We start from the raw sequence: 4,422 nt of genomic DNA, 5'->3' as shown, positions 1-4,422 counted from the left end.
ACTACCGGAATCATCACGATCCCAAGTATGACACGCCAAGTGACTCTGATTCCTTCTTTCATCTAGCTGACCTCCCAGATACCTTACCAACCAGGGCCTGATTACGTGCTAATAGTCACCATGAACATGATCACAACCGCCACCAGAAGCCCGAGAGGATATGAAGCGAAGTATATTGCCAGCTTTTCCACGACGTCGTCGCCTCCATTCGCCTTTGTGTTTGTGATAACCTGCTCTCGTTAGTTCTGCTTCTACTAACCTGTCTGATAGCCTTGCGACTTCTCCTACCATTTCGTCAAGAGCCTTCACCCCCGTCAATTCCTCTTTGTGTATTCGGCGTTGCTCTGCCCGCTCACAACGGCGTGCAGCATCCAAGGCTGCAGCAGCTTCTGCAATTGGGCCAGAACCGACATATTCTCGCACTACACGCCCGTCAACACGGCGGCTTCGAGTATAGTACCTTCTGCTTGTCCCCTTACGACTCTCCCAGCCCATTTGTGTTACCCCTCACTTATTCCCCGCTCACCAATAGCGTTTGATGCGCCCAGTAGTACAGGTCTGGTGCTCATCACTTCTTCGTGATCACCACAAATCTCATCCCGCGCCTTTTGCACCAGTTCTTTGCAGCCTCGTGTTTTCGAATTGTGTCCGGGTTTCTCAGAAATTGTCCCCCTTTCACCTCATGGATTTCCTTAGCTGCATCTACTCTTTCAACCAAGAAATCCGGATGGTAGCCACGGACATTTCCTGCCTCCGTTACGTATTGTATTACGATACCGTGGGACTTCGTCCATTTCGCCACTGATTTGTCCTTCTCTAATCTCATCATGTACTGACGTTCCCACTGAGAGTCGTAGCGCTCAACCGAATATGCGCTCTTTCGGGGGTTCTCAAAATCCCCACGTCCACTTCTACGCATTTGCATCACTCTTTCTGTATTTGACGATACCTGTCACCAAACCATTGAACTTGAGAACATTGTGCAGAATCGTATAGCGATGATGGATTGCGCGCCTCAGACTCTCCTCCGAGGCTAACCCAATACTGCAATTGTTCAGAAGCTTCTGTTTGATGTGGTCCATCATTACGCCATACAGATATCCTAACTCGAAGGAGCCTATGCCCTCTTTCGCTAGAAGGGCCCTGCAGATGTCCCGGACTATCCCCTTGAGTGTGCGTGCCAACTCCTCCTTTGATGTTTCTTGCTCTTCTTCCTCTATCTGAGACCGGTCCGACTCGGACAGAATCTCTATGAAGTCGTCGCCAAAAAGACGTCTGCCAATTACCGCATCTATTTCAACCTTGGAAATCTCCACTTCTGCGCCATATTCAAAACCGTTAAGTATGCTTTGCCAGTCTGGAAAATCGCCGATCTCTACTTCGATACCAGCCAAATCATCTGAGAAATCGCCCTCCTCTTCATCCTCCACTGGTTCTGCTAGGACGATCAGGAATTCCGGGTTGACGACAACCTGTTGCTTGCGCTTGGGTGGCAAATCCTCATCACCAAAGAGCTCCACCTGCCCTACATTGTCTCTCACTTTGGCCCCCACAATGTCCCAGAGCCAATCGTGCTGAAGCTTCTTGTGGTCTACGACAGCGCATATTTCCTGAAGGTCTTCGTTCCGGACATTGAGACGTAAGCCGCGTCCGATCACCTGCTGTCCATAAACTGGCGATGAGAATTTCCTCAGAAGCAGGATAACCCCGACCTCGGGAACGTCCCAGCCTTCACGCAACATCAAAACGCTGACTACAGCATCATATGGGCTTTCCTTCTTACCCAGCCCTCTTGCAGCCTGACGGTCTGCCTCGTCTGAGCTTTCGGTTACCAACAGCGTTTTGACGCCAAACTCCCTATTCAACATATCCGCAGCCTGCTCTGCGTCCTTTATGCAGATAGCTACTACAAAGAGTAATGGGTCGTATTGTCCCCGTCCAATGGACTTTGCGCGACGCTTTTGTTCCTGCAAGCGGTTGATGGCAATCTGAATTTGCTTCCGCATCGGATCGGGATCTGTAACCCATTGCGTAGCCGTCAGCCCCTTCTCTATTTTTTCGAACTCCTCATCCATTTCGTCCACAGTGCGCCGTTCGCCTGTTTCTGGGTTGGTGTAGGTCAGTTGAACTAATCCAATCTCTGGCTGATACACTACAACGTTCTTGATGATAGGCGGGACCTCGGCCTGTGCGTCTTCTATCACGTATTCGCAGATCATACGGCTGTCTGGCGCCTTCCCGTCAGCACGGTCCGGTGTTGCGGTTGTGTCAAGCCGGAATTTGCACTTACTAGAAAGCGCGAAGAGCACATTATCATATTCGGGAGCCGGGGTATTGTGAGCCTCGTCATTAAAAATCGCGATCTCATCGACATAGTTCATTATGTAAGCGAGATTGCGTCTACCACTGATGTTAGACCGGTACAGCTGATGGATGTTACCGAGGACAATCCCGTTCTCTAGGATTCCCTGCGGAGTAGATCCCGGCTCGAGAATGTGCAGCCCCAACTCGTTTGTGCAGTGCTCATAGCCTGGCGGAAGGAATCCGAAATCACGAAATACCTTCGCGTTTCTCAGGTCATCTTCCAAGCGGTCGCGTACGATTGTATTGGAGCAGAGCACAAGGAACTTGTGCACGTTATGAGAAGTCTTCAACCAGGCCATAACTGCAGCAATAATGGCCGTCTTGCCCCCACCTGTAACGATATTGAGCAGTGCGTTCTTTACTTCAAGTAGTTCGTAGGCATAGATGGTTCGTAACAAGGCCTCTTCTTGGTGTTTCCAGAGTCTCCTTTTCTGGTCGGGCCTTAGAATGTGCTCAATGAAATCGTGCGTAAGAGGCGAGACTTCAGGAAAGCCAGCAGTTCTCCACTCGTCAAAATCTTGTTCGTATCTAAGGAAGTAGTTGTGCACCTATCTCTCCACCTTGATAGTGAAGATCTTCGTTCTTTCGCCCCCCTGATTGTCTTGTACGGAGCAGGCAACACTAAACTTCCCCGTTTCTGGGAATTGATACTCCACAACCAGCTGCGGTCTCCCAGTTTTCTTTTCCCTCAGAAATGAGTACCCCTGTGTGGTAGTGAACCGGGTCTTGAAATCGAAATCCCATTGAACGTTTGCAATCTCCCCGTCTCTGTTCAAACTCACTGATTCTGATACGTCAAAAAGGTATTTGCGAGTTCCGACTTTCTTGTAGTGTACACGTATCTCAGGCGGCTGAACAAAACTCAGTAAATCCCCATAATCAGGGTGTTTGTGGCGTACATGTTGGCTAAATTCATCGTCTTCGAACCGAATAAGAGAAAGCCGCACAAAGTCTATACGCTTGTTCTCGCGAGCCGCAAGGATTTGGGCCGCCTTGCGGGCGTCAAGCGAAAAGTTCCAAGCAAGCATTGTCCCGAAATTGCTATGTCGCTCCCTCCATATCGCCTGTGCAAATTGTCCGACATCCACTTTAGTGATTTGGCTGCGCTGGCTGGGTTCACCAACAAATATTGGCACATTTCGTCGGGCCCCGTGGATCAGGGGGTGAATATCCTCCGGCCTACCACCGTAAGCCTTCACCACAAATTTACGGAATTTCTCTGCCGACATTTTTTCGAGTTCCGGGATTTCATACACACCCCAATGCTCGACAGTGAAATCAGGGATTGCAAATAGCTTGCCGACACTCTCAACAACCTTTCGAACTCTGTCTGCCGTTATGGCCACTGCTATGCGGCTCTGATCACACACAACCCATCGACGATTGAGCCTCTGGGCAACCGCAGCAGTGGTCCCACCACCGACAAAAAAGTCTGCAACCACATCGCCTTCGTCGCTGCTTGCCCTAATCAGCTTCTCCAGTAATGCCTCTGGCTTCTGCGTAGGGTAACCGATTCGTTCCTTTGAATTCGCGTGAAGTTTGATCTCCCCCAACACTGTGTGTGGAACCTTCCCACGCTGAACCTTCTCCTTCGAAACAAGGGGGTTCTTGCGTCCTTTTGTCTGGGTCTTGTAGGGTACCCTTATCTCATCGGCGTTGAAAAACCACTTTTCTGATTTCGTATACATAAGTATACTATAGTGTTTTGATGCCCACAGACCTTCGCCGCGTCCTCCCCAGTCATCGTAGTAGACCAGCTCGCACTTGAATCCAGGACCCTTCTTCCCTCCATACCCGAATAACTTGTCGAGTTCGACCTTGATGTAGTGCACGGCGTGCCAGTCCAAGTGCACGTAGATTGTCCCTTGCAGTTTTAGTAGACGCTTCATCTCATATAACCTCGCGTTCAACCACACGAGATAGCCGGGCATTCCCCCCTCCCATATATCGGAAAAGGAGCGTACTTCATTCTTGTCCCCGAATATCATGTTATAAGTGCGTCCACTGTATAGACCGGGGACATAGGTAACAGGTGTGCCGGGACATGGGTAACACATG

3 protein-coding genes are annotated in these 4,422 nt (G+C 50.0%); all 3 read right to left on the bottom strand.

Annotated elements, in window-relative coordinates; translation table 11 throughout:
- Positions 1-568 precede the first annotated feature (568 nt).
- The 3 genes from E3J62_05395 to E3J62_05385 are packed head-to-tail and all read right to left on the bottom strand — an operon-like array spanning position 569 to position 4,421.
- Positions 569-925: a hypothetical protein gene (locus E3J62_05395; GenBank protein ID TET46064.1), complete on the bottom strand. Its 357-nt coding sequence runs from the start codon at positions 923-925 to the stop codon at positions 569-571.
- Positions 912-2,912: a hypothetical protein gene (locus E3J62_05390; GenBank protein TET46063.1), complete on the bottom strand. Its 2,001-nt coding sequence runs from the start codon at positions 2,910-2,912 to the stop codon at positions 912-914. The genes E3J62_05395 and E3J62_05390 overlap by 14 nt, the downstream gene beginning before the upstream one ends.
- A complete protein-coding gene (locus tag E3J62_05385) occupies positions 2,913-4,421 on the bottom strand; it encodes a site-specific DNA-methyltransferase (protein TET46062.1) in 1,509 nt (502 codons plus the stop codon).
- Position 4,422: the final 1 nt, after the last annotated feature.

This window comes from candidate division TA06 bacterium, assembly GCA_004376575.1.
Taxonomy (GTDB): domain Bacteria; phylum Hydrothermota; class DG-26; order E44-bin18; family E44-bin18; genus E44-bin18.
This window is presented reverse-complemented; position numbering and strand designations above follow the sequence as displayed.

Bases quoted from the DNA above. Each gene is read 5' to 3' on its own strand.
- E3J62_05385 (TET46062.1), bottom strand. From the start codon at position 4,421: ATGTGTTACCCATGTCCCGGCACACCTGTTACCTATGTCCCCGGTCTA.
- E3J62_05395 (TET46064.1), bottom strand. From the start codon at position 925: ATGCAAATGCGTAGAAGTGGACGTGGGGATTTTGAGAACCCCCGAAAG.